1 protein-coding gene is annotated in these 1270 nt (G+C 69.0%); it reads left to right on the top strand.

Features of this window, described 5'->3' with window-relative positions; all coding sequences use genetic code 11:
• The coding region (gene gspD / locus HG543_RS53700) for a type II secretion system secretin GspD (protein ID WP_169352681.1) at nt 1-1270 on the top strand (1270 nt) is incomplete at both ends.

Raw genomic sequence — 1270 nt, 5'->3', positions numbered from 1 at the left:
TAAGAGACAGGCCCCCGCCCGGCATTCCGCGCCCCGGTGGCGGCACCCAGGCCGCGGAGCTGTTCAGTGGCGAGGTGAAGATTTCGGCCGACAAGGGCACCAACTCGCTGGTCATCGTCGCCAGCGCCGCCGACTACAAGAACATCGTCCAGGTCATCCAGCAGCTCGACACGCCGCGCCGCCAGGTCTTCGTCGAGGCCGTCATCATGGAGGTCAACCTGGACCGCAACTCCGACTTCGGCGTCAACCTGCACAGCGGCTTCAGCCTCAAGACGAGCGAGGGCGACGCGCCGGGCCTCATCGGCACCAACAACCGGGGCAGCGGCCTGCCCCCGTCGCTGTCGCTGGCCAACCTGGCGCAGTTCGGCGGCTTCCTCGCCGGCCTCCAGGGCCCCGTCATCCCCGCCCTGGAGAAGCTGGGCCTGGACATCCCCGCCTTCGGCGTGGTGCTGCACGCCATGCAGCAGAGCTCGGACGTCAACGTGCTCTCCACCCCGCACATCCTCACCAGCGACAACGAGGAGGCGGAAATCACGGTGGGCCAGAACGTGCCCTTCCAGTCCGGCTTCTCGCCCTCGTCGCTCGGCTCCACCGTCGGCGGCGTCACCGGCGGCACCGGCGGCCTCAACCCCTCCATCCTCGGCGGGCTCGGCGGCCTGGGCTCGCTCTACGCGCCGATTACCCGTCAGAACGTGGAGCTGAAGCTGACGGTGAAGCCGCAGATCAACGACAGCGACTACATCCGGCTCGTCATCACCGAGCAGACGGAGGAGATTGCCTCCAGCGACCCGGTGCTCGGCCCCACCACCTCGCGCCGCAGCGCGAAGACGACGGTCATCGCCAAGGACCAGGAGACGGTGGTGATTGGCGGCATCATGCAGGACCGCACCCTGGAGACCGTCACCAAGGTGCCGGTGCTGGGTGACATCCCCATCCTCGGCCACCTGTTCCGCGAGACGACGCGCCGCAAGACGAAGACGAACCTGCTCCTGTTCCTGACGCCCTACATCATCCGGGGGCCCGAGGACTTCCGCGTCATCTTCGAGCGCAAGATGAAGGAGCGGCAGCAGTTCGTGGAGCAGTTCTACGGCCAGGTGCCGGGCTACGACGTGGCGGTGGACTTCAGCCGCAAGCCCGGCCCGCTGTCGCGCATGAACCAGTCGGTGCTCAAGGAGCAGCAGCGCGCGGAGAACGGCGGCCCCGGCGCCGCGGGCGAGCGCATCATCGCCCCCGCCAGCCCGGCCCCCGCTCCGGCGGCCAGGCCCCAGGC

The sequence above is a fragment of the Pyxidicoccus fallax genome (assembly GCF_012933655.1).
Lineage (GTDB): Bacteria > Myxococcota > Myxococcia > Myxococcales > Myxococcaceae > Myxococcus > Myxococcus fallax.
This window is presented reverse-complemented; position numbering and strand designations above follow the sequence as displayed.